Consider the following 25017-nt stretch of genomic DNA (forward strand, 5'->3'; position numbering starts at 1 on the left):
TACTCTTTTTCTTTACAATAAAAAGGCTGGTTACCCAGCCTTATATCAAAATTTATTATTCAACCGTTACCGATTTTGCCAGGTTGCGTGGTTGATCGACATCCGTACCACGTAAGACTGCGACATGGTAAGACAGGAGCTGCACCGGAATACTATAAACAATAGGCGCAAGAACCGGGCTGATACTTGGCACATGAACTACATGTTGGCGGTCTTTTCCTTTAATACCACTGTTTTCATCGGCAAAGACAAACAGTTCACCACCACGGGCCTGAACTTCTTCCATATTGGATTTAAGTTTGTCGAGCATGTCGTCTTGTGGAGCAAGAATCACCACCGGCATGTCATTGTCCACCAGTGCCAATGGACCATGTTTCAGTTCACCTGCTGCATATCCTTCTGCATGAATATATGAAATCTCTTTCAGTTTCAGTGCACCTTCCAAGGCAATCGGGAATTCGGTACCACGACCTAAAAACAGGCAGTGCTGTTTTTCTACAAACAATTCAGATAAACGCAAAATGTCTTTATCTTGTTGTAAGGTATCTAAAATGACTTTAGGGGTATGCCATAAATCAGTGGTAATGGCAGTAATTTGTTCAGCCGAGATACTTTGCTTCACTTGACCAATTTTTAAAACTAACAGCAGAAGTGCAGCAAGTTGCGTGGTAAATGCTTTGGTTGAAGCAACGCCAATTTCAGGTCCAGCCAAGGTTAACAGGCTATGATTGGTTTCACGCACCATAGAAGAGGTAGCCACATTACAAATGGTCATGGTGCTAATGTTTAAATTTTTTGCAGCAGCGCGTTTTTGAGTATCACGCAGTGCAGCCAAGGTATCGGCAGTTTCACCGGATTGAGAAATACATACATACAGTGTGTTATTGACAATCACAGGCGTGCGGTAACGGAATTCGCTGGCAATTTCCACCTGGCAAGGCAGGTCAATCAGCTGCTCAAACCAGTATTTTGCAATCATGCCGGCATGGTAGCTGGTACCACAGGCAATAATTTGCACTTGTTGAATCTTTTCAAAATCAGCAACCGAATTTTTTAAAAAGTCTTCGCGTAAATCGTTGCCATTTAATGCTTGGGAAATGGTCTGCTGAATCGCTTCAGGTTGCTCATAAATTTCTTTGAGCATGTAGTGCTTATATTCACCTTTAGACGCATTGCTGACTGTTGCATCCAGTTCTTTTACTGGACGATTCACCAATTGCCCGTTCACAAACACTTCAATACTATTGCGTGTTAAACGTGCAATATCACCTTCTTCCAGGTAAATGAAACGGTTGGTAATTGGGAGCAGGGCCAGTTGGTCTGAACTAATAAAGTTTTCGCCAATTCCTACACCAATAACAAGTGGCGAACCTTCACGAACAGTAATCAGTTCATCAGGATGATCGGTATGTACGATTCCCAGCGCATATGCACCTTTGAGCTGAGGAACAACCTGTTGAACCGCTTCTAAAAGGCTAGAGGTTGATTTCAATGCATCATTGACCAAATGCGCGACAACTTCGGTATCCGTTTGTGAAGTAAACACATAGCCCAATGCTTCAAGATCATCTTTCAGTTCTTGATAGTTTTCAATAATACCGTTGTGAACCACAGCCACGGTACCTGAAACATGCGGATGGGCATTGTTTTCAGTCGGTTTACCATGCGTTGCCCAACGGGTATGCGCAATACCTAGTGAACCTTCAATATTCGATTCACTCACGGCTTGTTCCAGGTTAATCACTTTACCCACACGACGTTCGCGCAGGACATGACCACCATTAATTAGCGCAACCCCAGCTGAATCATAGCCACGGTATTCAAGGCGCTTCAGGCCTTCAATTAAAATATTGCTAATATTACGTTCTGCAACGCCACCGACAATTCCGCACATATTTATAATCCTCTTATTTTTTCAGTTTTTGGGGGCGTTGATAGTTTTCTTTAGTCACTTGTTTAGATCGTTCAAAGGCCAAACTATTTTCTGCGACATCGCGTGTGATGACTGAGCCAGCACCCACAGTGGCACCATTGCCAATACTGACTGGAGCAACCAGTGAGCTGTTCGAGCCGATAAAGGCTGAATCACCAATAATGGTTTTAAATTTATTGGCCCCATCATAATTGCAGGTAATGGTACCCGCACCAATATTTGAACCTGCACCGACTTCGGCATCACCTAAATAGGTAAAGTGATTGGCTTTAGAGCCGAGGCCAATTGTGGAATTTTTCACTTCAACAAAGTTGCCAATATGCACTTCATTCGCCAGTTTGGCACCTGGACGTAAGCGTGCAAATGGACCGATTTGTGCATCTTCACCAACAATTGCATTATCGAAGATACTGTAGGGTTGAACCTTGGTGCCTGAAGCAATCTTGGTATTCTTAATCACACAGCCGGCACCAATTTCTACATGATCACCCAACTCGCAGTCACCTTCAATGATCACATTGATGTCAATCCGCACATCTTGACCGACTGTAAGATTGCCACGTAAGTCGAAGCGGGTAGGATCAATTAAATGCACCCCTTGCTGCATAAGTTTTTTAGCTTGATCATTTTGAAATTCACGCTCTAGAGCGGCAAGCTGAATACGGTCGTTTACACCTTCAACTTCAAAAGCTAATTCTGGTTCAACCGATGCGACTTCTAAGCCATCAGCAATGGCCATCGCCACGATATCCGTCAGGTAATATTCACCTTGGGCATTTTCATTGCTCAATTTTGGCAACCATTGATGCAATTTGGCGTTGCTGACACAGTAAATTCCGGTATTAATTTCTTTAATTTGACGCTGTGCATCACTTGCGTCTTTATGTTCAACAATGGCCTGAATTTTATTGTTTTCACGTACGATACGGCCATAACCGGTAGCATCAGCCAGGGTTAATGTCACCAGGCCAATTCCTGTTTCACGTGAAACAGTTAACAGCTTTTCTAATGTTTCTTGTGTAATGCAAGGCACATCACCCGATAGAATCAGTGAAACGCCATCGCTAGGAAGAACCGGTAAAGTGACTTTAACCGCATGACCTGTACCCAGCTGTTCGGCTTGTTCTACCCATTGAACATTTTCCTGTGCAAAGGCTTGTTGAACTAAATTACCGCCGTGTCCAAAAATGGTAATAATATTTTTGGCATTTAATTTTTTAGCAGTTTCAATGACATGACCGAGTAGAGGGCGTCCTGCGAGCGGCTGCAATACTTTGGGTAAGCTCGAACGCATTCGAGTTCCTTTACCGGCAGCAAGAATAATCACAGAAGTTGACATAATACACCTTAAAAACTTGGCTTAAGCCATTGAAATGTTGAGGTACACGAGAATACAGATTGCGGCCCAAATGCCAGCAATAATATCGTCAAACATAATGCCGAAACCGCCACCGACTTGACGGTCGATGACACGAATAGGCCAGGGTTTCCAGACATCGAATAAGCGGAACAGGGCAAATCCGACGAGCACCCAAAGCCAGCTCATTTTTGCGAAGTAAATCAGGGGCAGGAAGGTAATCGACTGTCCTGCAAATTCATCCCAAACAATACGGCCATCGTCATGTACGCCCATTACTTTAGCAGTTTGCCCACAAATATAAATGCCAATAAATGACATTAAAATCATGGCAATAATGGAGGCTGTAAAGCCAATTGCAAGCCAGGCAGGAATAAACAGCAATGCAACGGCCGAACCAAAAGTGCCCGGCGCTTTGGGTAACAACCCGGAACCAAATCCAACACCGCAAAAAACGATAAAGCGGTTGTACCAGGACATGTCTTTAAAATGAATCGCAGGTTTATGCAAAGTGTTGATATCCATGAAATTGCAGCGAATGATCTACGCCATCCTGCACAAAAGTTAACTCAGTTTTTTGGTCAATTTGTCCAATTTTGCTAATGTTGACATCTAATTGTTGTTGCAAAAGCTTTTCGTAATTTTGCGGGCTTATTGTAAAGCATAACTCATAGTCATCGCCACCCGCGAGAGCATATTGCCATTGCTGTTCTTGAGTTAAATTTTGTAAATCTGGACTGATTGGTAGCTGATTTAATTCAAGCGTGGCGCCGACTTTTGATGCTTTTAAAATATGGCCCAAATCTTGTGCTAATCCATCAGACACATCTATCATGCTGGATGCCAGGCCTTTTAACTTTTGACCGAGCTGACAACGTGGCGTTGGATAATCCAGACGCTGTTGTAGCGGATGTCCTAAATTGTGCAAAGCAAATGCAGCATCACCGACTGTGCCAGAGACACAGACATAATCACCGACTTGTGCGCCTGAGCGTGTGATGGCTTTGCCGGTTTCTATCCAGCCAAGTGCTGTGACAGAAATGGTGAGATGAGGACTTTGGGTGGTATCGCCACCAATTAAACTCACCCCAAATTGATCGCAGCAATCATATAAGCCCTGACTAAAGCCTTTGAGCCAGTCATGATCAATTTGGGCTAGGCTCAATGCCAGTAAAATGCTCTGCGGTTTGGCACCCATCGCGGCAATGTCAGATAAATTGACAGCGACAGATTTCCAGCCAATGGCATGCGGATTGGTATCGAGAGGGAAGTGTCGTCCAGCAACCAGAGTATCGGTACAAATCACCAATTGTTGCTGTGGAGGAGGGGTGAGCAAGGCTGAGTCGTCACCGACACCTAAATCGACAGATGAATTGTTCTGCCGATTAAAATAAGTATCAATGATCGAGAACTCAGCCATACAACAAATCTACTGAAAAATTAGTCGGCTTGTTGCTTTTCTGCTGCACGTAAGCTGGTTGCTAAACGGTCCAATACACCATTGATGTATTTATGGCTGTCTGCACCGCCAAAGTGTTTAGCAAGCTCAATCGCTTCGTCTAAAACAACACGGTAAGGAACTTCAAGATGGTCTTTGAGTTCATACGCACCGAGACGAAGGGTTGCAAGTTCAACGCCATCAAGGGCGCTCACTTCGCGGTCAAGCACAGGGATTAAGAGCGCATCCAATGCTTCATGATTGGCAACCACTTGAGTCAACAATTCATGATAATAGCCGAGATCCACTTTGTGCATGGCATTTTCCACACGTGTACGTGCTTCAATCTCATGTACCGGATTGTGGCTCATCTGCCATTCATAAATTCCTTGTACAGCAAAACGACGTGCTTTGCGTTTTGCTGCATAAGTTGCTTGAAGTGTTTGCGACATAGCGTTAAATAGCCTTTAACAAGTTAACCATTTCAATTGCAGTAAGGGCAGCTTCACCACCTTTATTACCTGCTTTTGTACCCGAGCGTTCAATCGCTTGTTCAATACTATCCGTAGTCAATACACCATTAATTACTGGTAAGCCAGTGTCCAGACCAACCACGCCTAAACCTTTGGCACATTCACCAGCAACAAAATCGAAGTGAGGCGTGCTACCACGAATCACTGCGCCAAGGGCAATAATTGCATCAAAACGATCTGAAGCGGCAAGTTTTTTAGCCACTACTGGAAGTTCCCAGGCGCCAGGTGCGTGAACAACGGTGATATTATCCTCTGATACACCATGACGTTTCAATGTATCAATTGCACCTTCTAATAGATGTTCTACAACAAAACTATTAAAACGACCCACTAAAATCGCATAACGGCCTTCGCTAGCGAGATGTAACATACCTTCAATACGGCGAATTGCCATAGCAACCTCGATTATTTCTGTGTTGTTTGATTTGCGGTGATGTATTCCACCACTTCTAAGTTAAAACCTGATAGTGCATTAAAACGTAAAGGTGAGCTGAGCAGCTTCATTTTCTCTACGCCTAAATCACGTAAAATCTGTGCGCCGACACCAATGGTTTGGTATTGCTGAGATAGCGCAGCATTTGATTTGGTTGGTTTTGGCGCACTTAAACTTTCCAGCGCAGGACCTAGATCCTGTAAATGGCGTTGACCAATCCACACCAATACACCGCGATCACTATCTGCAATAGTTTTCAGCGCTTTATCTAAATTCCAGGCAGGTTCGCCATCTTGCTTGTTGATTTTAAGCAAGTCACGTGCCGGACTAAAACCATGCACACGTACAGTGGTCACACCTTGTTTCGGTTCGCCTTTTACCAGGGCCAAATGAATATCTGGGTTACCAATTTCACGGTAACGGAATAATTCAAAAGTACCATATTCAGTATCTAAGGTTTGTTGATCCAGACGTTCAACGGTCTGTTCATTGGTCATGCGGTAATGGATTAAATCCGCAATAGTCCCGATTTTTAGACCATGTTTTTCTGCGAAAACTTCAAGGTCAGGACGGCGTGCCATGCTGCCGTCTTCATTAATAATTTCACAAATCACAGAAGCAGGTTCAAGACCCGCAAGACGAGATAAGTCACAGCCAGCTTCAGTATGGCCAGCACGATGCAATACGCCACCTGGCTGAGCCATTAATGGAAAGATATGGCCTGGCTGAACGATATCTGCCGGTTTTGCATGTGCCGCAACCGCAGTTTGAATGGTGTGCGCACGTTCAGCAGGGGAAATACCTGTTGAAATGCCTTTTGCAGCTTCGATTGATAACGTGAAGTTAGTACCGTGTTGTGCACCGTTCGCATCAACCATTAAAGGCAGGTTGAGCTGCTGACAACGGTCGCGACTCAAGGTCAGGCAAACCAGACCACGGGCGTGCGTGATCATAAAATTGATGTCTTCAGGACGTACGTGAGTTGCAGCAATGACCAGGTCGCCTTCATTTTCACGATCTTCATCATCCATCAGGATAACCATTTTTCCTGCACGGATATCTGCTACAAGCTCTTCAACTGTATTGAGCGGCATCAATCTTCACCTTCTTGTTGTCTTGAACGACATTTTGCTTACATTGATTGTTGCATAGTCTACCGTTTTTTTACGATGTTTGCCTATGCTTATTGGTTTCCATTCATGGTTCATTGTTATACACAGTGCCTGAACAGTTGAAAAGGGGACTTTATTTTAAAAAGCAGCGATTATGCTGAATCTTTAAGCAGTTGAAATACATAAATAATGACAAGCTTATGCAAAATGATGCTGATTTGTTGGGTTACGTACGCTACCGGTATAAAAAAAGCCCTAATCTTTCGATCAGGGCTTTTTTGAATCTGGAGCGGGAAAGGAGACTCGAACTCCCGACCCCAACCTTGGCAAGGTTATGCTCTACCAACTGAGCTATTCCCGCGGAGTCTATAAAGTTTTTTAAGTGAAAAAACTAAATGAAAAAATTTTGAGCGGGAAAGGAGACTCGAACTCCCGACCCCAACCTTGGCAAGGTTATGCTCTACCAACTGAGCTATTCCCGCATGCCGTGTATAATACATTATGCAAAAATAGGGTCAATAACTTTGTGAAAAAACTTGTATCAATTGCATAAAATAAAACCATTTTGTCCATGTTTGCTGATTTTCTAAACAAGATTGAGATTGGAAATCCGACTTTTCGCTTGAAATGGATAAATGATTGCTGTGACGGGCACGAAGATTGAATCGGAACACGTTATACTGAAGCCAAAGATTGAGTTATTTGGGAGTGTTATTGTGAATATAGAACAGCAACTGATTCAGTGCCTGCAAGATTTGTCGCCGCTGCATTTAGAGGTGGTGAACGAATCATCGGGTCATGGCGGCTATTTCCCCGGTAAAGAATCACATTTTAAGGTGATTGTGGTCAGTGACATTTTCCAAGGCTTACGTTTAGTACAACGTCATCAAAAAATCTATGCGGCTGCTGGGGACTTGCTAGCTCCCGAGCGTATTCATGCACTGGCAATTCATGCTTTTGTGCCATCGGAATGGCAAGGACAAGCAACACCCAGTCCTGAATGTGCGCATGCACCAAAAGTTGAATAAGAAGGAAGATTAAACAATGGATTTGCAGTTAACCGTTAAAATTGTGCATATGATTGCCGTGACCCTGTTAATTGGGGCAATCATTGCACGTGGTTTGACTTTATTTGTTGGGGTACGGGGTAATCAACCGAATCCGGTGGCACGGAAACTTTTGGTGGCATGGCAGCATCTGGCTATGACGGTCATCATTTTGACCGGGCTAACTTCTTTGGTAATTAAGCATTTTGAAGTGCAGCCCTGGTTCTATGCCAAAATTGTGTTGTTCCTGGTATTACTGTCATCTTTAATTAAAACCTATAAAAAAGATGACAGCATTTTATTGGTACAACGTCGCGCAGGTTTGACCATTGCGGTGGTTACGTTGATCGCCCTCATCAGTCTGGTGATGATTAAGCCGAATTTTGGTTAATTGTTAGACATAATTATTCTAGTCGCAAGGCGTGTAGGTTAAACTGCAATTCATAGATAACTATAAATGATAGGGGATTCCAATGCTGATACGTGTGGTTTTTAATCAAAAAGGTGGGGTAGGCAAGTCCAGTATTGCAGTGAATTTGGCGGCAATTAGTGCACATCAAGGTTTGAAAACCTTGCTGATTGATCTCGATCCACAAGCCAATTCCAGTCAATATCTATTGGGGGATGATGCGACCTATACGGTAGATAAACCGGCGCTGGAACCGAATATTGAAAACTATTTTGAAGAAGTGCTGGGCACGACCCAAAGCAAGGGGCTTTTAGGCAATGCCATTGGTTCTATTTTAAAGAGCCGTGATAAAGGTCTGGAGCGCTATGTGCACCAATCCCCTTTTAAAAATCTGGATGTGATTCCTGCAAGTCCCACTTTGGGTGCACTGGCATATGCCTTAGAGTCAAAACACAAGATTTATAAATTACGTGATGCCTTGCAACAATTGGAAGGGCAGTATGACCGGGTTTATATCGATACTCCGCCTGCGTTTAACTTCTTCACGCTATCGGCGCTGATTGCAGCCAGTCGCGTGCTGATTCCTTTTGATTGTGACGTATTTTCCAAACGCGCTTTGCAGACCCTGATCGAAAATGTCATTGAAACTCAAGATGATCATAATGACCGACTGGAAATTGAAGGGATTGTGGTCAACCAGTTTCAGGCACAGGCCAAATTACCGCGTGAAGTGGTGCAACAGCTCAAAGATGAAAGCTTGCCGGTGTTAGATAGCATGTTGCCGCCTTCCATCTTAATGAAAGAATCACATCTGAAAAATCAGCCTTTAATCCATTTGGCAACCGATCATAAATTGACGCAAGCCTATCAATCGTTGTTCAATGAAATTGAGCATATATAAGTATTGAGATTTCTCATGAAAACGATTTATCTAAGCCTCCTTCTGGGAAGTACGGTCTTATTGGGTGCCTGTGCAACGACGGTGAAACCGAGCTATGTTTCTCCGACCCAGTATCAAGCACTCAATTGCCAGCAATTGCAAAGTGAATATAACCGTATTCAGCAATATATCGACAATGGTGTGCAAGCACCAAAACGCACTGGCGTCGGTGTAGGTGTCGGTGTGGGCGGCGGTTGGGGCAGTCATGGCGGTTGGGGAATTGGCCCGAGTGTTTCGGTAAATATGGGACAATCTTCAAATACCAAAAATACTGAACTGGCACGTTTATTGGGTGAGCAAGAAGCAGTAGTGCAGGCGGCGCAATTCAAAAATTGCCCTATTATTGTTCGCAAGAAAGTTCAATAATTCATCAATTTATCACGCTGTTGGGGTACTGTACCCGACAGCAGGGTGATAAAATATTAGCAAAATGTTTCAATATAAATATTATTAATATCAACTGGTTGTTATTTTTTAATGTAATCTTTAAACGCATCAGGTGATGTTTTTTTATCGAGAAATACTTGTCACTTTTTATCGGTTTCATATAAGGTGTGCCCCAGTTTAAGGGTGATATCAGGCAGTTATGATCGAGAGTTGGCTTTTTGTATTGGCAGTGATTGCGGTGCTGATGATTCCGGGTCCGACCAATGCATTACTTGCAAGCTCGGCACATCAACAAGGGATTGCCAAAACCAGCCTGTTTATTCCGGCAAAATTGCTTGGCTATTTTTATGCCATTAATTTGTGGGCATTACTCATTCATTTGTGTGGTCCAGTCTGGCCGAACTTTATTCATATCCTGCATTTTTGTAGCGCCATTTATGTGGTGTGGCTGGCCTTTCATTTATGGAAAGCTTCAGATTTAGAAAAGCATAATCAACGTCATCATTCGATCCGACCTCGGCAACTGTTCTTTTCAACGTTTAAAAATCCCAAAGCATTGTTGTTTGCTGCGGGTGTGCTACCGCTTGAAACCTGGAACAATCCGACTAATTTTGTGTTGGTATTTGCGGCGTTCAGTTTGGTGCTGTTGCCTACGGCAGTGTTCTGGATGTCTTTTGGGCGTGCAATTTTGGCAGGTCAGTCCAGTCAAATAAAAGCCGATCTGTTATATAAAGGATCGGCCATGTTACTCATTATGTGTATGTTGCCTGTAGTGGTTCGATTTTTTTAATTTTTATTTCACATACCACACAGGAGTTTAAGCGGTCTTTTTCAGCTTTTGGCGAATAAAACCAATGATACCCGGCAAGACACTAATAATAATGATGCCAAAAATCAGATGGGTAAAATTGTCTTTGACAATTGGCATATTGCCAAATAGATAGCCCAGAGTCACAAAGGAACCGACCCAGCAAATGGCACCAATCACGTTAAAACTCAGGAAATATTTATAATTCATATGGCCTGCACCGGCGACAAATGGGGCAAAGGTACGGGCAAAAGGAACAAAACGTGCAAAAATAATGGTTTTACCGCCGTGTTTTTCAAAGAATTTTTGCGTATAGGTTAAATGCTTTTTATTAATGAATCGTGATTCAATTTCAAATACACGCGGCCCAATAAATTTACCAATATGATAATTCAGGGTATCGCCCAATACTGCTGCAGCAAATAGCAAGATGACCAGTACATAAGGATTCATTGCCCCTGTAGACGCCGCCAATGCCCCTGCAGCGAACAGCAGGCTATCACCCGGCAGGAATGGCATCACCACCAAACCGGTTTCCACAAAAATAATCAAGAAGAGAATGGCATAAATCCACACGCCGTAATCGGTGATAAATTCGAGCAGATGGGCATCAACGTGTAAGATAAAATCAAGCAGTTCCATGGCGCTACAGACAGCAAAAATGTGCTGAAATCCTAGCAGTCTGGGGCATGAAAGTCAGTACCAAAAAGAAAATTAATTGCATTTTCATCCTTCCCTTTTTTCGCAACGATTTATCTTACAAATTATTTATTGACCCTGATAAAAACAGGCTTAGGATGAAGAGGTCATTAAAACAAAAATCAAAAGGTGACCTCATGTTTAATCCTAATATGACAATAAAAAATTTACTTCAAGGCTCACAAACCGATGCTTTTACCAGCTTGGTTGCGCGTGTGCTAATTGCTTATATTTTTCTGGCTTCGGGCTGGATGAAAATCAATGCTTATGCTGCAACGGGTGGGTATATGGAGTCTAAAGGTGTTCCGGCCAGTCTGCTGCCTTTGAGTATCCTGGTCGTCGCTGGCGGTGGTCTGGCCTTGCTTTTTGGTTTCCAGGCCCGCCTGGCTGCCTTGGGCTTAGCCATTTTTACCTTTATTTGTGGCTTTATTTTCCACGGCACCGGGACTCCGGATGATGCCATTCACCTGATGAAAAATATTGCCATGACTGGTGGACTATTGTTCCTGATGTTGCACGGTGCAGGTAAATTCAGTGTAGATGACATGCTAGAGAGACCATCACCAGAATTGAGGAAAATAGAAGGCTAATTCTAGTTTGTACAGGCCTTTTTGTAATTACATAAAAGCTGTGCACAGTACATAAAAGCTGCGTACAAATTGCCAGAACTTTGCTTCAATAAAGCTTGATGAAGCTACCAAGGTGGAGTCAGTCATGAAGCAAATGTTATGGGTAATTTTTATCTCTGGTGTAATGTTTTCTACAGCATCCTGGGCGGGTAAAAGTGATCAGATGATCGTGAATGAAGCTACCCAAAATATGGTAACGGTTGCGGAAGCAAAACAGCTGGCAGATGAAACTGCAGTGACCTTATCCGGCGTTATTGTCAAACGAATACGGGGCGATCATTTTGAGTTCAAAGATGGTTCCGGTTCAATTGACATTGAGGTAGATGATGATTTCTGGAAACCGATGGGCTTAAAAGCCGATGATCAGGTGAAAGTGATGGGTGAAGTGGATACCCAGAGTGGCCAATCCACCAACATCGATGTCGTTAAAATAGAAAAACTGGCAAATCGTAAGGATCAATGGCTTTGGTATAATCAAAACTAAGCTGCAAAATTTTACTTAATCACCAAAGTTTTAGAGAACATACGGCAAGATCAGACTGATGGAGTGGGCCAATATCTATCAGGACGATATTGAACGATATCCAAATCGTGAAAATAGAAAAATGCTAAAACAACAAGGCATCCACAGGGGTGCTTTGTTGTGCCAGAAATATAATGCAATCAACGAATTGAAAGCCTTGTGCGAATAGTGTGCTTAATGCGCCGAAAAATGATAGAATGCAGCGCTTATTTCGTTTGCCTTGCATAGTTGTTTGTCATGACTACCAATACTCAAATCACTGAAGACCGCATCCTGATCCTAGATTTCGGTTCTCAATACAGTCAGCTGATTGCACGTCGTGTACGTGAAGCTGGCGTATATTCTGAAATGTATGCCTATGACATGTCTGAAGAAGACATTCGCGCATTTAAACCAAACGGTATCATCTTGTCGGGTGGTCCGGAAAGTGTTCATGAAGAAGGTAGTCCACGCGCACCTGAAGTTGTATTTAACTTGGGTGTACCTGTATTGGGTATTTGCTATGGCTTACAAACCATGTCTGAACAGCTTGGCGGTAAAGTAGAGCCAGGTACAGTACATGAATTTGGTTATGCTGCGGTTGACGTTTTAGTTCGTGACCAGCTTCTTGGTGATTTAAACGATGGTGACAACAAACTCAATGTTTGGATGAGCCATGGCGATAAAGTCAGTGCAATTCCAGAAGGTTTTTCTGTTACTGCCAGCACACCAAGCTGTCCATTTGCAGCAGTAAGCGATGAAAAACGCCGTTTCTATGGCGTACAGTTCCACCCGGAAGTGACCCATACTGCTAAAGGTGCCGAGTTATTGTCTAACTTCGTACACAGCATCTGTGGTTGCCGTAATCTTTGGAACTCTGAAAATATTATCGACCTTCGTGTTGAACAGTTACGTGAACAAATTGGCGACCAAAAAGTATTGCTTGGTCTTTCAGGTGGCGTAGATTCATCTGTAGTTGCTGCGCTTCTTCATAAAGCCATTGGCGATCAATTGACTTGCGTATTTGTAGATAACGGTTTGCTTCGTTTGAACGAAGGTGAACAAGTGATGGACATGTTTGCGAAAAACATGGGTATCCGTGTGATTCGTGCCGATGCTGAAAACCGTTTCTTGTCTGCTCTCGCAGGTGAAGTTGACCCTGAGAAAAAACGTAAAATCATTGGTCGTGAGTTCATTGAAGTCTTTGCTGAAGAGGCACGTAAGCTTGATGGCGTAAACTTCCTTGCTCAAGGTACGATTTACCCGGACGTGATTGAATCTGCTGCAACTAAAAACGGTAAGGCACACGTAATTAAATCACACCACAATGTGGGCGGTTTGCCGGAAGATTTAGCATTTGAACTGGTTGAGCCAATCCGTGACTTGTTTAAAGATGAAGTACGCCGTTTAGGTACCACTTTAGGTTTACCGCACGAAATGCTTTATCGTCATCCGTTCCCAGGTCCAGGTTTGGGCGTGCGTATTTTGGGTGAAGTGAAAAAAGAATATGCCGACATTCTTCGTCTGGCTGATGACATCTTCATGCAAGAACTTCGCGCTAGCGGTTGGTATGACAAAACGGCTCAAGCCTTCGCTGTATTCCAACCAGTTAAATCGGTTGGTGTCGTGGGTGATGGTCGTCGTTATGCATGGGTGATTGCACTTCGTGCCGTTGAAACTGTTGACTTCATGACAGCACGTTTTGCGCATCTTCCATATGAATTGGTAGACAAGATTTCAACGCGTATCATGAACGAAATTAAAGATGTTTCACGTGTAGTATATGACGTGTCATCTAAGCCACCAGCGACAATTGAGTGGGAATAATTTTCTAAAGAAAATTATATAAAAAAGAGCGCTTAGGCGCTCTTTTTTATATAATTATTAAAAATTAAATGCTTAAAGAGAATTAGAATGTCATTGCCTACTTATGATCAACTCATGCTGCCACTTATGAAGTTATTAGCAGAGCAGGAAAGGGCAATAAAAATTTCTGAAGCAGCTGAATTACTTGCACAACGTTCGAAGTTATCTGAAGAAGATTTAAATAAGTCACTTCCAAGTGGGAAAAATATTTTTAAAGATCGAGTATCTTGGGCGAAAACGTATTTAGTTAAAGCTGGTCTAATTAGACAGCCACAAAGAGCATTTTGTGAAATTAGTGATTTAGGTAAAACAATAGATTTAAATAATTTATCCGCTATAACGAATGAGTTTTTAGCCCAGTTTGATGGTTTTTCTGAGTTTAAATTAGGACGAGCTGAAAATTTAGATATGATTCACTCTACAGAAAAGAGTTTTGTCGCATTAAACCTAAATAAAAATAATAAGGTGAACAGTACACCTGAAGAAATTATTCAAACAACCACTGAATTACTTTTATCAAATTTGAAAACAGACTTGTTGAAGCTGGTTAAAGAAAATAGCCCATCATTTTTTGAAAAGCTTGTGGTCGATTTACTTGTTGAAATGGGTTACGGAGGATCACATCAAGATGCAGCACAAGCCATTGGTAAAACGAATGATGGTGGTATTGATGGAATAATTAGCGAGGACCGTTTAGGACTCGATAAAATTTATATTCAGGCCAAACGTTGGGAAAATACAGTTGGTCGTCCTGATATTCAGCAATTTAAAGGTGCATTGGCTGATCAGGTTGCCAAGAAAGGCGTATTTATTACCACATCCAATTTCAGTAAGGAAGCAATCGAATCCGCCAGGAAATCAGGAATTGTTCTAATAGATGGTGACAAACTCACATCACTGATGATTGAATTTGGTTTGGGTGTGCAAGTCGAGCGCAGTTTTCATATTTATAAAATCGACCAAGACCGTTTTGATGAAGATAATTTTTAATTATTCATGCGTATAAATTGCCACCTGATTGCGTCCATTTTTCTTGGCTTGATAGAGTGCAATATCGGCGTTTTTAATCAGCAGGTTTAAATCACTTTGATTCGGCTGCAGTTGGGATACCCCAATCGACACACTGAAATTAAAGAAGCACTTATCTTTAACACAAATTTGATGGCTTTCAATTTTTCGACATAAGCGGTTGGCAATGTTCATCGCATCTTCCAGTGTAGTATCGGGTAGCAAAGCAATAAACTCTTCACCCCCAAAACGGGCCAGTACATCGCTATGACGCATTTCCCGGCGCGTAATATCAGCCAGTACCCGCAGCACTTCATCTCCCACATCATGGCCATAAGTATCATTAATATTCTTAAAAAAGTCGATATCAAACATCAATAGACAGGTTAAATTATATTTGGGCCATTGCTGTATGCTCTGTTCGGCCAATTGTAAAAATTGTCGGCGGTTATACAGCTGGGTCAGTTCATCCGTATGCGCCATTTCAGTTAAGGTGTAATAGTTCCAGTCATTGAGTAACACCCGCAAAAAATTACGTTTTGAATTTAAGGTGTTATTCCAGCTGATATACATGCTGAGCAATAAAACCGGCGCGTAAATGAGTGAAAATAAAATCAGTTCCTGGACGCTGACTAACCTGAATACGCCATTAAAAATCACAGCACTAATCAGCAGGGAACTAAAAATGGAATTACGAAAAGATACCTGTATGCATAAATTGCCCAATAAAATAAAAATGATGCTGGCGTAGAGATACGTATTCACAACGGGACTCTGCGATAAATACAGCAGTTCAAGCCATATTGCTGCTGCAGCTGCAACAGAAGCCGGTAACAGACTATCCAGAATTTTAATATTCTTGCAGTAGCGGAAAGCCAGCCAGTTGACCGACAGTGCCAAGATGACAAGACTGAGCCGTGCAATACCAGACAGCATGCCAATGTCCGGTAATAAAACCCAATCGACAAAGAAATAGCCTAAAAAAGTCAGCTGACCAATAAAATTGACGCATTTTAAAAACTGTCGTTGGTGCTTATTTTGATAGTCCAGATAGTATTGTTGAAATTGTTCCGGAATACGGGTGCTAGGATATTCTAGTTGTTGTTCTATCTGTTTTTGATTGGCGAGCGTACACAGCCGCTTGGGTAAAATGGCAGTTCCGATATTTGAATATTTATCTTCATTGTTCCCAATATGATTATATTCTTGATTTTCAGAGTAATGAAACTTTTCCTGCTGTCCCTGGGACATGATTATCCTCTTCTTATAGCAGATTGGTCAGGGGGAAATAGTATGCTGAGGAAAAATATCTGTATACAGAAGATACAGTGAGTGACAGCCATAATTGTGACAAAAAATTATTTTTCTATAAAATTCATATGAATAGGCTATAAATAGTTAATAATTTACAGCGCTTAAACCTTGTTTTTCGAAGAAAATTTCAAAAATAACATTGTCCTATACATGGTATTCAGCGTATTAACTTAACTATAGGCTGAATGACGAAGAATCTATATGATTTATGACAATAGATGAGAACTTACAACAACAGTCGCGTTCATGAAATTCAGGATAGGAATATGACCAATAGCAACTATACAGAGCTTTCCAATTCGGACGATTGTGAAAAATATATCAATCAGTTTATTCAGGAATTTCCTTTACGTAGTGCGGAAATTGGGCAGGGCACCGTAATTAAGCGCGCATTGCCAAGCCGGCATAAACGTTTAATTGGAGCCTGGTGCTTTCTGGATCATGCGGGTCCGGCGGTTTTTCCTCAAGGCGATGGTCTGGATGTGGGGCCGCATCCGCATATTGGCTTGCAGACTTTTACCTGGATGATTGAAGGCACCATGATGCATACCGACAGCTTGGGTAGCAAACAGCTGATTCGTCCCAAACAGGTCAATTTAATGACTGCAGGGTATGGGATTTCCCATACCGAAGTGGCACCGGAAAGTGAAACCCATATGCATGCTGCCCAGCTCTGGATTGCCTTGCCGGATGACAAGATCAATATGGCTCCACGTTTTGATCACTATCCGGAACTGCCAGTGGTGGAAAAAGATCAGGTTGAATTTACTGTATTGGTAGGTGAGTTTTTACAAACCCGGTCCCCGGTCGAAGTACATACCGAATTACTGGGTGTGGATTTAACCGCACAGGAATCCACCACCACCCGAATTCAATTGAATCCAAAATTTGAATATGGCTTTATGGCGCTGGAGGGTGCTGCTGAAGTCAATGGTCATGAACTGACTGAAGACAACATGGTGGTGCTGGAGCCAGGTATGACTGAAATCGAAATCCGGTTGCACAAAGGCAGTCGTGTACTGTTGTTGGGTGGCGAACCTTTCGAGTCACCCATATTACTGTGGTGGAATTTTGTCGGGCGGACTCAGGAAGAGCTTTGCCAAGCCCGTGACCACTGGATTACTCAGCATGAACGTTTTGGTACGATTCCTGACTATCCGGGACCCCGCCTGGAAGCACCCGCATTTCCCGATAAAATGCGTGCCTCAAAATAACAATAAAACTTAGGATTGTGGATATGGCAATTATTGCAAATGCAGAAGTACAGAGCCTGGCTGAACCCTGGTCAGGTGAAGTGAAAAGCGGAAAACACCAGTATATTACCGATAAACCGGAATCCTTTGGCGGGCAGGATTTAGGGCCTGCACCTTATGACCTGATTTGTTCCGGCCTGATTTCTTGCACCATGATTACCTTGCGCATGTATGCCAGTCATAAAGGCATAGAATTAGGTCAATTTTCTGTGGAAGCCGATTTTAATGCCAATAAAGAAGGCAAAGAATGGATTGAGCGCCGTTTGTCTTTTGCCCAGCCATTATCGGATGAACTGAAACAAAAAGTTTTAGAGATCAGCAGTAAAACACCAGTCACCAAAACATTGTTGCGCAGTCTGGAAATTAATACGGTTCTGCTTTAAATCCAACCCGATACCGATGACATTTTGTCCAAAGCAAAATATCATTTTTTAAGACCATCAGTTATGATCAAAATATAAAAATAGAGGTCAAAAAATAATGATTACACTGCACCACTTAGATCAGTCACGCTCTTTTCGAATTTTATGGGCTTTAGAAGAACTGGCTCAAGATTACGAGGTTAAGTTTTATAAACGGTTACCCACCTTTGCCGCACCGCCTGAATTAAAACTGGTTCATCCTTTGGCTAAAGCCCCGATCTTGACCGATGAGGATCAGACCATTGTTGAATCGGCAGTGATTTTGCAGCATCTGCAAGAAAGCTATGATATGGCGCAGAAATTTAAACCGAAGGCCAAAAAGGATCAGCAACAGTACCGCTACTGGATGCACTATGCCGAGGGTTCGTTAATGCCATTATTGCTGATGCAACTGGTGATGAACAATGTCCCCAAACATGTCCCTTGGCTGATTAAGCCGGTTGCACACAAAATTACTTCGGGCGTGAAGGCGGGATTTATTCACCCGCGTTTAAAAGATCATATTGCTTACTTGGAAGATTATTTATCCAAGCATGAATATTTTGCCGGATCATTTTCCTTTGCCGATATTCAGATGTGGTTTCCACTTGATGCCATTCAATCCAGAGCCTCGGGTTCATATCCGCATATCGCCCAGTATCTGAAACGTCTTGAGGAACGGCCTGCCTTTCAGCGAGCCAGGTTTAAGGAACAAGGTCTGACTTAATACAGGCAGGTCTAGCAGAGTTTGTACAGGCGTTCTTTAGGGAAAATGACTTTAAAAGTCGAGCCTTCATTCTCTTTGGATTCAATTTCCAGATGTGCGCCGTGTTGCATCAGCACATGTTTTACAATAGCCAGACCTAAACCGGTTCCTCCAGTTTGACGGCTACGGGCGCTATCGACCCGATAGAAACGTTCGGTTAAACGTGGCAAATGTCTAGGGTCAATCCCGATGCCGGTATCTTGAACGGTAAAGATGCCGTGTTCACCATCATCATGCCAACCCATGGTGATGGTTCCGCCTTTAGGGGTGTACTTAATGGCATTGGTAATTAAGTTACTAAAGGCACTGGCCAGCTCGGTCTCGGAACCGATCAGGTCGCAATGGCTGTCAATGTCGAGATTGAGCGCATGGTGATAGTCGACATTATAGGCCTGCGCATCATCAAACAGCTGGTTCATCAGACTTGGCATTTCAATAATCTGGTTTTTCGCGATTTTTTTGTCATTTTCTAAACGCGACAATAGCAATAAATCATTCACCAGGGCGTTCATGCGCTTGGTTTGCGCCTGCATCTGGTCGAAGGCACGTTTCCAGCGCGGATTTAAATCTTCCTGATCGGTAAAGGTTTCAATATAACCGCTGAGTACCGTAAGCGGTGTACGTAATTCATGGGAAATATTGTCGACAAAATCTGTGCGCATCTGTTCCAGATTATGCATGCGGGTGACATCGTAGGCCACCAATAAGCGGCTTTCTCCACCAAAACGGGTCATTTTGACTTGCACATAATGGTCTTCAAAGGCAGAAGATTTCATTTTCAGGCCATCAGGCGCTTGATCTATATGATTGAAATATTCAATAAAACTGGGCTGACGCAGAATGGTCAAAATATTGCGACGACGGTCGAGTGGTTGAATACCAAGTAATTTTTCTGCAGCGGGATTCCACCATTCAATTTGATGCAGTTCATCAATTAAAACCACAGCTTCAGCCAGCGCTACCAGTGAAGATTGAGCCCGGTCAATCAGGCCGACCATTTCTGCCTGGACAATACGTTCCTGACGCTGCGAACGGTAGACATTAAACAGCAATGCACCCCAGATGCCATTTAAATTGGGTGGCACATCATAAGGGCGATTGGAAATCCACTCATTGACCAGATACAGCGAGCGTAATTGCAAGGCAAAAAACACCGCAAAGGCGATTAAAATAAAAATCCAGAAGTACCCAATTCCTACACCGATTAAACCTGAGATCAGCAATAAAAAGACCAGCAGACGTAAATCTTGCTTGGCAAAGGTCCATAAACTGCTGTAACGGAACTGTTTATGTTCTCGCGCAAGTTCGGGGATGGGGTAGGGTTCATACATAAAAAGTGATTTACCTGAAAATAACTAGCCTAAAGCCACATCTGCACGGGTAGAAAAACGGTAACCTGTACCACGAACGGTTTGTACATAACGATCGGCACCATATGGTTCCAGCACTTTACGCAAACGGCGGATATGTACATCAATGGTACGGTCTTCAATATATACGTTACCACCCCAAACCTGATCCAGCAATTGCGCCCGGGTATAAGCCCGTTCCGGATGGGTCATGAAGAAGGCTAGCAAACGGTATTCGGTTGGCCCCATCTCTAAAATATTTTGACCATGACTGACACGCTGACTGACCGGATCCAGTATCAGACCATTGGCATCAATGGTTTTTTCGCCGCTTAGGGCATTGGCACGACGTAACACGGCCTTAATGCGGGAAACCAGTTCACGGGTGGAAAAAGGTTTGGTCATGTAGTCATCGGCACCGGCATCCAGACCTTGCACTTTATGGTCTTCTTCAGCACGGGCCGTGAGCATGATCACCGGAATTTCAGATAAGGTTTCATCACGTTTTAAACGGCGACACAGATCTACACCGCTGACACCACCCGGTAACATCCAGTCGAGTAAAACAAGCGCAGGACGTTGATCTACAATCATCTGGTGGGCTTGTTTTGCATCTTCGGCTTGTAAACACTGAAAGCCTGCCATATCTAAAGAAGTATGAATCATCTCTCGAATGGGAAGTTCGTCATCGACGATTAATATATAGTCATTCACAACGCAATATCCTATTTGATGTTAACGGTGAACCGTTTTTTATTTATGACAGGCTTATTACAAAGATTAATTATGACAGTATCATTGCAGAAAAGGCAGTTCGGCCTATTTTCGCAAAAAATTGTGACAATTTTAATGTCATAAAATGAAGAATTTAAAATAAATCAGTTATATAAATATATTAAATTCAAGGTGTTGAATATTTTTTAACAGCTTTGTAAAAGCAGCTGCTTTTGCTCATATTTTTTCTTTTTCCGAAAAAGTCTCCAGCAGCGATAAGAAAACGATACTGCAAGAAGAGAGGACATCCTCCAGCGAGGGTTTAAAATCACTGACCACCCAGCGGATGGCGATTTGCGTGACATAGCCATTTAAACCAGTCGAAATCATCGAAATTTCACGTTCAGAGCGGTTAATGTTCGGCATCATCAGCATGACAAAAGCATGAATCATACGGTCAAACCGCAACATGGTTTCATGGATGGTGGCCTGGTTATGCAGTTCTTGCACCAGCATGGCATCAATATAAATAATCCGCGCCATAGGTGGATTGTCTTTTAAGGTGGTGAGCAGGGCCGTGAGACCCGCTTCGATCATTTTTTTTGGATCGGTCGAGGCCTGCATAATGGCCTGCATGACATTGTGCTGCAACTGGTCAATTAACTTTAAAAAAATGGTTTGAAAAAGTTCTTCACTTTTCTTAAAGGATTCATAGAAATAGCGTTCGGTTAACTTGGCTTCATTACAAATATCTTTCACAGTAACTGCAAAAAAACCATGCGTACCATAGGCTTCAATCCCGGCCTCAATCAATTTTTCACGCCGTGCCTGTTTACGTTCGGTTAAGGACATGCCTTTAAATTGACGTTCTTTGGTTTTTGCCGTTTTTTTTTGATTTTCTTCGAAACTTTTGTGCTGTTCAGTCATAAATGTGGTGTGCCAAATGAAATCGAGATTTTGCTCTATATTAACAATAATTTATCTCTATACCTATGCGTAAAACAAAGCCGCGGCTTTTGCTGTATGGATGGATAACTTACATATTATATTGACAATGGTTATTGTCAAAATTATATTGGATGGATGAACTGCACATCATCCTGACAGAAAAACAATCGAGATGTTTAGGCTGATGAGGCAGAAAACTGAATAAGGATAGGTCATGAAAAATTTTAAAAATAAAGTCGCAGCAATTACCGGTGCAGGGTCAGGTATTGGACAGCAATTGGCCGTACTTTTGGCGAAGCAAGGCTGTCATTTGTCCTTAAGTGATGTCAATGAACAGGGTTTGGCAAAAACGGTTGAACTGGTCAAAGACAGTCATGTCCGTGTGACGACAAAAAAGGTCAATGTAGCCAAGGTTGAAGAAGTTCGTGACTGGGCTGCGGAAACTGTGAAAGATCATGGTTCAGTCAACATGATTTTTAACAATGCCGGTGTGGCATTGGGTTCAACCGTGGAAGGGGCGAGTTACGAAGAACTGGAATGGATTGTGAATATTAATTTCTGGGGCGTGGTGTATGGCACCAAAGAGTTCTTGCCTTTAATCAAGCAATCGGGTGAAGGGCATATCATCAATATTTCCAGCCTGTTTGGTCTAACCGCACAGCCGACCCAGTCTGCCTATAACGCGACCAAGTTTGCGGTGCGTGGCTTTACGGAAGCCTTGCGTCAGGAACTGGATCTGGAAAACTGTGGCGTGAGTGCACTCTGCGTGCATCCGGGTGGAATTCGTACCAATATTGCCAATGCAGCGAAAATGAATGACAGTATTCGCGCCTTGGGCATGCATCCTGAAAAATCAGCTAAATCTTTTAATAAATTATTACGTTGTCCGCCTGAAGAAGCAGCACGTCAAATTATTGAGGCAGTTCAAAAAGATAAGCGCCGTTTGCTGATTGGTAACGATGCCAAGGCAATCGATTTGATGCAGCGTATTTTGCCGACCGGCTATCAGCGCGTTATGGCATTGGCGACAAAATTAGGCAATAAAGGCAAGAAATCCGCTTAAAAGCCTACCCCTTAAAACCCGCATCATGCGGGTTTTTTTATGTCTGATGATAGGGGAAATGAAGTTTCAAATATGCTTTGAAGCTATCGATTGAAGCTGTAGAGCTGAGTTTAAAAGGGCTCTTATATCTAAAAATAAGAAATAAAAAGACAAAAACCAGCTGAATTTAAATAAGCAAGTGTTGAATTATCAACACACATATCGCGTTAAAACCAACATGTTTGGTTGGGATAATGGTAATAAATTTATTTAAAACAATAATTTAAATAGTTGGCACGCTTGTTGTAATAACAGGGAGGTGTAATGATAAGAAATTAGGTAAACCTCATGACAATTTTAAAAGATTTAAAGGCAAAACAATCGCGTGCTGCTCAAGTGCGTTCTCAGCTTGATTATCCGGTGATTGATACCGTTTTTATACCAGCAACAATCCTGAATTCTTCAAAGGCACCCAAGTTGAACAAAAGCTGAAAAAGAATCAGGCCGCTTAAAACCAACCACTCAGGAAATTGAAACAACCTCATGTCTCTGGCATGGGGTAGGGGAAATTTTGTTTTTTAATCATAGATGAAGTGAATGTAACAATGAGAAAGACGAGTTTAACTGTTGCGATTGGATTTATTCTGACGACGACATCGAGTTTTAGTTTTGCCCAGGATGCCACTCTCAACAAGCAATTGGAGGGACTCAAAAAGCAGATTGAAGTTTTACAACAGCGTTTAAATGCCGTTGAAACGCAAAGCACACCAAGCACAAAAAAAGCAGTTGCTCCGGCAGCTGTAAATACAGATAACAGCGAAGTGCTGACGGTTCAAGACAGTGAAACTGGCGAAGAAGTCGTAACAGCTGAAGCGACCCCTGCAACATCCGACGATATTGAAGGCTTAAGAGCCGATATTGAAAACTATAAATATGACCAGTCGCGTCAGTACGAACGCCAAACGGTCAAGTCGACACGTGATACGACTTTATTCGGTACGGTGCAACTGCGTGCCAATGTGCAAGACAATAACACTGCACCCAATACCCCAAAATCGAGCTTCGATGTGGGTACGGCATTGCTGGGCGTGCGCGGTAATTTATTTAAAGATTATAACGAAGGCAAAAACCTCGACTATCAAGCCTCTTTTGGCTATTCAAAACGTAATGATGGCACTAACAACAGTAACTTTAACCTGCTAGATGCCTACCTACGCTATCACGTATTTTCAACCAATGGCGGTGCAGAAGTTCCCAGGTTGAACCTGACTTTGGGTCAACAACTCTTGCCATTTGGTCTAGATGTGCAATCTCCGGAAGATTTACGCCCCACCATCAGCACTGCAACTGCGCCTACCTATTTGGGACTGTTTACCCGTCAAAACGGTTTCATTGTGCGTGGCGATGCCAAGCCATTTGTGGACTATGGCGCGAACTATCGTGCGCCCTTATTTGAATATGCGCTTGGGGTGACCAATGGTAATGGCAGCAACAAAACCGATGACAATAACGGCAAAGATTATATCGGGCGTGTGGCGTTTACCTTGCCTGTGGATTATGCCAGCTGGCTTCGTGAGTTGAAATTCGGTGCTTCCTATATCAAAGGTGAATCCAAAATTTCTGGATCGGGAATTACCGACAACAAGGCAAAACGTGATCGTCTGGGTTTTGATGTGTATTACAACCATGCACCGTTTGGCGTGACTTATGAATATCTGCAAGGCAAGACCGATTACATTGATAGTACTGTACCTGCCGTAAAAGAAGCCAAAGCTGAAGGCCATACCGTCACTGCATTCTATACCTTGGGTGACCAGTTCTATAACAGTATTAAATCCAATGCCAAGTTTGATGACTTCTGGCCGAAATCGATCCAGGGTTACTACCGTTACGACACCTATAACCCCAATAAAAATCAGAAAGATTATCTCGATACAGCCAGTGGTCGTGTTGGTGAATATGACATTCACTCACTGGGTCTCAACCTGTTTTTTGCACAAACCACCAAATTCCAGTTGCAGCTCAATCATTACAGCTACGACATAGAAACAGCAACCCAAAAAGACACCAATGAATTGCAGGCGCAATTCCAATACACCTTTTAATTTTGATTGTTAAGGAACAGATTTA

Annotated in this window: 27 protein-coding genes and 2 tRNA genes; 15 read left to right on the forward strand and 14 right to left on the reverse strand. The window is 42.7% G+C overall.

Annotated features, from left to right (window positions below):
- Positions 1-55: 55 nt before the first annotated feature.
- The 9 genes from glmS to LZZ98_RS09195 form a co-directional block, all read right to left on the reverse strand.
- On the reverse strand, positions 56-1894 hold the full coding sequence (gene glmS / locus LZZ98_RS09155) for a glutamine--fructose-6-phosphate transaminase (isomerizing) (protein WP_237787585.1): 1839 nt from the start codon (positions 1892-1894) through the stop codon (positions 56-58).
- Between the two features lie 13 nt (positions 1895-1907).
- Complete coding sequence (gene glmU / locus LZZ98_RS09160; RefSeq protein ID WP_237787586.1) at positions 1908-3272, reverse strand: bifunctional UDP-N-acetylglucosamine diphosphorylase/glucosamine-1-phosphate N-acetyltransferase GlmU; 1365 nt, start codon at positions 3270-3272, stop codon at positions 1908-1910.
- A gap of 21 nt (positions 3273-3293) precedes the next feature.
- Positions 3294-3815 (reverse strand): phosphatidylglycerophosphatase A family protein, encoded by a 522-nt coding sequence (locus tag LZZ98_RS09165; protein ID WP_237787587.1) that lies wholly within the window; start codon positions 3813-3815, stop codon positions 3294-3296.
- On the reverse strand, positions 3793-4710 hold the full coding sequence (gene thiL / locus LZZ98_RS09170; protein WP_237787588.1) for a thiamine-phosphate kinase: 918 nt from the start codon (positions 4708-4710) through the stop codon (positions 3793-3795). The genes LZZ98_RS09165 and thiL overlap by 23 nt, the downstream gene beginning before the upstream one ends.
- A 20-nt stretch (positions 4711-4730) precedes the next feature.
- Complete coding sequence (gene nusB, locus LZZ98_RS09175; protein WP_086176520.1) at positions 4731-5180, reverse strand: transcription antitermination factor NusB; 450 nt, start codon at positions 5178-5180, stop codon at positions 4731-4733.
- Between the two features lie 4 nt (positions 5181-5184).
- Positions 5185-5655 carry a 6,7-dimethyl-8-ribityllumazine synthase gene (ribH, locus tag LZZ98_RS09180; RefSeq protein WP_237787589.1) on the reverse strand — a complete coding sequence of 157 codons (471 nt, stop codon included), beginning with the start codon at positions 5653-5655 and terminating at the stop codon, positions 5185-5187.
- An 11-nt stretch (positions 5656-5666) separates the two neighbouring features.
- Complete coding sequence (ribBA, locus tag LZZ98_RS09185) at positions 5667-6788, reverse strand: bifunctional 3,4-dihydroxy-2-butanone-4-phosphate synthase/GTP cyclohydrolase II (RefSeq protein ID WP_237787590.1); 1122 nt, start codon at positions 6786-6788, stop codon at positions 5667-5669.
- A 303-nt stretch (positions 6789-7091) separates the two neighbouring features.
- Positions 7092-7167, reverse strand: a tRNA-Gly gene (locus LZZ98_RS09190).
- Positions 7168-7215: 48 nt separating this feature from the next.
- Positions 7216-7288 (reverse strand) — tRNA-Gly (locus tag LZZ98_RS09195).
- A gap of 234 nt (positions 7289-7522) precedes the next feature.
- Here LZZ98_RS09195 and LZZ98_RS09200 point away from each other — a divergent pair.
- From LZZ98_RS09200 to LZZ98_RS09220, 5 genes are all read left to right on the forward strand, one after another.
- Positions 7523-7834, forward strand: coding sequence for a BolA family protein (locus tag LZZ98_RS09200; RefSeq protein ID WP_237787591.1), 312 nt, complete (start codon positions 7523-7525; stop codon positions 7832-7834).
- Between the two features lie 16 nt (positions 7835-7850).
- On the forward strand, positions 7851-8243 hold the full coding sequence (locus tag LZZ98_RS09205; RefSeq protein ID WP_237787592.1) for a SirB2 family protein: 393 nt from the start codon (positions 7851-7853) through the stop codon (positions 8241-8243).
- A gap of 82 nt (positions 8244-8325) precedes the next feature.
- Positions 8326-9162, forward strand: coding sequence for a ParA family protein (locus tag LZZ98_RS09210; RefSeq protein ID WP_086176516.1), 837 nt, complete (start codon positions 8326-8328; stop codon positions 9160-9162).
- 15 nt (positions 9163-9177) lie between these two features.
- Entirely contained in the window at positions 9178-9567 is a 390-nt protein-coding gene (locus tag LZZ98_RS09215) for a hypothetical protein (RefSeq protein WP_237787593.1), read from the forward strand.
- Between the two features lie 220 nt (positions 9568-9787).
- Positions 9788-10378, forward strand: a complete 591-nt coding sequence (locus tag LZZ98_RS09220; RefSeq protein WP_086176514.1) for a LysE family translocator — start codon at positions 9788-9790, stop codon at positions 10376-10378.
- A gap of 27 nt (positions 10379-10405) precedes the next feature.
- On the opposite strand, the gene LZZ98_RS09225 is transcribed toward LZZ98_RS09220, so the two are convergent.
- Positions 10406-11038 carry a DedA family protein gene (locus tag LZZ98_RS09225; protein ID WP_237787594.1) on the reverse strand — a complete coding sequence of 211 codons (633 nt, stop codon included), beginning with the start codon at positions 11036-11038 and terminating at the stop codon, positions 10406-10408.
- 194 nt (positions 11039-11232) lie between these two features.
- Here LZZ98_RS09225 and LZZ98_RS09230 point away from each other — a divergent pair, with 194 nt between their 5' ends.
- The 4 genes from LZZ98_RS09230 (at position 11233) to LZZ98_RS09245 (ending at position 15082) form a co-directional block, all read left to right on the forward strand.
- Positions 11233-11685, forward strand: a complete 453-nt coding sequence (locus LZZ98_RS09230; RefSeq protein ID WP_237787595.1) for a DoxX family protein — start codon at positions 11233-11235, stop codon at positions 11683-11685.
- Between the two features lie 124 nt (positions 11686-11809).
- The gene (locus LZZ98_RS09235) at positions 11810-12208 is read left to right on the forward strand and encodes a NirD/YgiW/YdeI family stress tolerance protein (RefSeq protein ID WP_237787596.1); all 399 of its coding nucleotides are present in this window, start codon (positions 11810-11812) and stop codon (positions 12206-12208) included.
- Positions 12209-12484: 276 nt separating this feature from the next.
- Positions 12485-14053 carry a glutamine-hydrolyzing GMP synthase gene (guaA, locus tag LZZ98_RS09240; RefSeq protein WP_237787597.1) on the forward strand — a complete coding sequence of 523 codons (1569 nt, stop codon included), beginning with the start codon at positions 12485-12487 and terminating at the stop codon, positions 14051-14053.
- Between the two features lie 87 nt (positions 14054-14140).
- Positions 14141-15082: a restriction endonuclease gene (locus LZZ98_RS09245; protein WP_237787598.1), complete on the forward strand. Its 942-nt coding sequence runs from the start codon at positions 14141-14143 to the stop codon at positions 15080-15082.
- Here LZZ98_RS09245 and LZZ98_RS09250 read toward each other — a convergent pair whose 3' ends face one another.
- The gene (locus tag LZZ98_RS09250; RefSeq protein ID WP_131273496.1) at positions 15083-16351 is read right to left on the reverse strand and encodes a GGDEF domain-containing protein; all 1269 of its coding nucleotides are present in this window, start codon (positions 16349-16351) and stop codon (positions 15083-15085) included. It abuts the gene before it with no gap.
- A gap of 329 nt (positions 16352-16680) precedes the next feature.
- Here LZZ98_RS09250 and LZZ98_RS09255 point away from each other — a divergent pair, with 329 nt between their 5' ends.
- The 3 genes from LZZ98_RS09255 (at position 16681) to LZZ98_RS09265 (ending at position 18795) form a co-directional block, all read left to right on the forward strand.
- Positions 16681-17628 carry a pirin family protein gene (locus tag LZZ98_RS09255; protein WP_237787599.1) on the forward strand — a complete coding sequence of 316 codons (948 nt, stop codon included), beginning with the start codon at positions 16681-16683 and terminating at the stop codon, positions 17626-17628.
- A gap of 23 nt (positions 17629-17651) precedes the next feature.
- On the forward strand, positions 17652-18050 hold the full coding sequence (locus LZZ98_RS09260; protein WP_237787600.1) for an OsmC family protein: 399 nt from the start codon (positions 17652-17654) through the stop codon (positions 18048-18050).
- 97 nt (positions 18051-18147) lie between these two features.
- Entirely contained in the window at positions 18148-18795 is a 648-nt protein-coding gene (locus LZZ98_RS09265; protein WP_237787601.1) for a glutathione S-transferase, read from the forward strand.
- An 11-nt stretch (positions 18796-18806) separates the two neighbouring features.
- Here LZZ98_RS09265 and phoR read toward each other — a convergent pair whose 3' ends face one another.
- The 3 genes from phoR to LZZ98_RS09280 form a co-directional block, all read right to left on the reverse strand.
- The gene (phoR, locus tag LZZ98_RS09270; RefSeq protein ID WP_237787602.1) at positions 18807-20165 is read right to left on the reverse strand and encodes a phosphate regulon sensor histidine kinase PhoR; all 1359 of its coding nucleotides are present in this window, start codon (positions 20163-20165) and stop codon (positions 18807-18809) included.
- Positions 20166-20189: 24 nt separating this feature from the next.
- Positions 20190-20897 (reverse strand): phosphate regulon transcriptional regulator PhoB, encoded by a 708-nt coding sequence (phoB, locus tag LZZ98_RS09275; protein WP_228146618.1) that lies wholly within the window; start codon positions 20895-20897, stop codon positions 20190-20192.
- A gap of 237 nt (positions 20898-21134) precedes the next feature.
- The gene (locus LZZ98_RS09280; RefSeq protein WP_237787603.1) at positions 21135-21824 is read right to left on the reverse strand and encodes a TetR/AcrR family transcriptional regulator; all 690 of its coding nucleotides are present in this window, start codon (positions 21822-21824) and stop codon (positions 21135-21137) included.
- Positions 21825-22059: 235 nt separating this feature from the next.
- Here LZZ98_RS09280 and LZZ98_RS09285 point away from each other — a divergent pair, with 235 nt between their 5' ends.
- The 3 genes from LZZ98_RS09285 to LZZ98_RS09295 all read left to right on the forward strand — a co-directional run bounded on the left by LZZ98_RS09285 (position 22060) and on the right by LZZ98_RS09295 (position 24992).
- Positions 22060-22908 carry an SDR family NAD(P)-dependent oxidoreductase gene (locus LZZ98_RS09285; RefSeq protein ID WP_237787604.1) on the forward strand — a complete coding sequence of 283 codons (849 nt, stop codon included), beginning with the start codon at positions 22060-22062 and terminating at the stop codon, positions 22906-22908.
- A gap of 327 nt (positions 22909-23235) precedes the next feature.
- Positions 23236-23379 (forward strand): hypothetical protein, encoded by a 144-nt coding sequence (locus LZZ98_RS09290; protein WP_237787605.1) that lies wholly within the window; start codon positions 23236-23238, stop codon positions 23377-23379.
- Between the two features lie 113 nt (positions 23380-23492).
- Positions 23493-24992 carry an OprO/OprP family phosphate-selective porin gene (locus LZZ98_RS09295; protein ID WP_237787606.1) on the forward strand — a complete coding sequence of 500 codons (1500 nt, stop codon included), beginning with the start codon at positions 23493-23495 and terminating at the stop codon, positions 24990-24992.
- Positions 24993-25017: the final 25 nt, after the last annotated feature.

It is taken from the genome of Acinetobacter sp. SM34 (assembly GCF_022012365.1).
In the GTDB taxonomy this organism is placed as follows: domain Bacteria; phylum Pseudomonadota; class Gammaproteobacteria; order Pseudomonadales; family Moraxellaceae; genus Acinetobacter.